Source organism: Rhizobium sp. 01T417 (genome assembly GCF_056398905.1).
On the sequence record NZ_JBFTQH010000104.1, the window covers coordinates 1 to 2,087 of the forward strand.

The 2,087-nt window shown below is 57.2% G+C and carries 2 protein-coding genes; both read right to left on the minus strand.

What is annotated here, in order from left to right:
- Positions 1 to 837 (minus strand): UvrD-helicase domain-containing protein (locus AC1DPR_RS31650; RefSeq protein WP_477817985.1); only part of this gene is annotated, 837 nt, incomplete at its 3' end.
- Positions 834 to 2,087, minus strand: a 1,254-nt coding sequence (locus tag AC1DPR_RS31655) for an ATP-dependent nuclease (protein ID WP_477817986.1), incomplete at its 5' end; no start/stop codon positions are given. The genes AC1DPR_RS31650 and AC1DPR_RS31655, both read right to left, overlap by 4 nt.

Here is a 2,087-nt window from a genome sequence, read left to right on the forward strand (position 1 = left end):
GTAGTCGGCTTCGTCATCATCGTTTTCGAAGCGCAGCACTTCGATTTCGCCCTCATCGCCTTCGAGTTCATCGTCATTAAGGGCTGCCGGAGCGTCCATCACGCGAACCATTGCATTCTGAGCACGGCGAAGGCGGGGTTTGGAGCGGAAATTTTGATAGAGATTCAGCGGCACTGCATCGAAATCGTCCGCATACATCTGGAAAATGCCTTCCAGGGCGCCGGCAAATCCCATGATGCGCTGTTTGGTGTCGCCCACTGCCGTTAGCCGGGCGCGAGTGCCGTGAAAACACGCCTTGATAAGATGGTATTGGGCTTCCGTGCAGTCTTGGAACTCGTCCAGGAAAACATGGCTATAGGTCTGGCGGATCGCCTTGCGCGCAATAGGATTGGACTCAACGATGCTGATCGCGAGGGGGATCATGTCCGCAAATGTAATGGCTCTCCTGTCCACGCGGTGCGTCCCGATGGAGTAGTCGGCATCAAGGGCATCCCGTCCTTGCAAGGCGGTGCGAAATCGGTCCATGATTCGCTTGGCGAACGCGTGGAAYGTATAGCTGTCAAGGCGTGCTGCTAGGTCAGCATCGCAGCGCTTTCTAACTCGGGCCTTCAGGTTACGGCTTGCATCGACTTTGAATGAGATTGCGAGGATCCGCTTAGGGTAACGGGAGGCCCGGGTGCGCAACAGGAAGTCTGCGCGCTGAGCTAGCATTTCGGTCTTGCCGGCACCGGGACCTGCAGTCAGGGCTAGGTTGTGCTCAGCTTCCCTCGCCGCAGCGAGGGCGTTGGGCTCGAGCGACAGCCCGTCCGACGGCCTCCATCTGTCTGCATGAATCATTCTGGCAGTCCCTCAAGCTCGTTGACGACATGGTCGAGGAGCCGGTCAAGCGCGCCCGGCATGTCTTGGAGCAACTCGTCGTCATCAAGCGCTGCGAGCGCGGTGATGTGCGCAACGGGTTTGCTACCAAGCTTGAATCGGTCATGATAGGCGTCGAAATACGCCTGCTCTTCGTCCGTGTACTTGCCGTCTACCTGAGCGTGGCTCTTACCGAGTACCGATTTGAGCGTTGCATCTTCTGGTTCTTCCAACGAGTCTCCGTCGATCTCATACGCATCGGGATACGTTGTCATCATCAGGAAGTCGAGGTCAAGGGGGGCGGAGAAAAAGACACCGTAGCCTTCCAGTCGATCGAACCAGCCGTCATCCTCCTCGATGGGGTTAAGGTCGCTGTTCCAGGCTGGGACGACGTTGATCTGCGCTTGGGTAATGTTGATGTTCGCGACGTCGCCATACTTGCGTAGTTGTTTGGCCGCATATTTGATGCGTCCCCATCCTCCGCCAAAGCGTGCGAGATCGAGATCTAGCAGCGTGACATGGGGAATATCCAGGTTACGCAGCAGGCGCCAGAAGTGATTGACGTGTCGCCCCCCCAGGGGTACCACTGAAATTGACGCGTCATCAGCAAGAATACCGCGCGCAGCCAGCATCCGTGGCAAGACTATCTCCTCGCTATCGCCTTCTCCCAAGACGACCAAGCGAGAAAAGTAGAGCTCGGGAAATGCCAGAACCGCCTCACGCACGAACTTTTGTTCCTCCTCGTCGTCGTCATCGGGAAGGACGATGGTTTTCACGGCAGTCTTTCGAGCTTCGTTGAGCCGAAGATAGCGAATGGACTCGGGCGGCACGCGTCGCAGAAGCGAAGGGGAGTGGGTAGCGACGATAGCTTGCGCATCGCGTCCGGACGCAAACTCCGTGACGGCCTTGACAACACGGCCAAGGTAGTGAGGTGAGAGACTATTCTCGGGCTCTTCGATGGCGATCAGCGTAAAGAGAGCGGGCCGCAACTTGTGGATGTCAAAGGCGTCATCCAGGTCACCTGCCAGAACCCTGGTGCCGATGCCGTGCATCGTAAGCACGAGCGACACGTAGAGCAGGGACTGCTCGCCGTCGCTTAAGCGAGAAAAATCAACTTCCGGATCGCCATGCCCTGGTGTAAAGCCCACGGTCAGATGCTTCAACAGGCTTTCAATCTCACTACTTGCGAACGAGAGGGAGGGGTTTGCGTAGTATTGTCCGCTGTGCAGAGA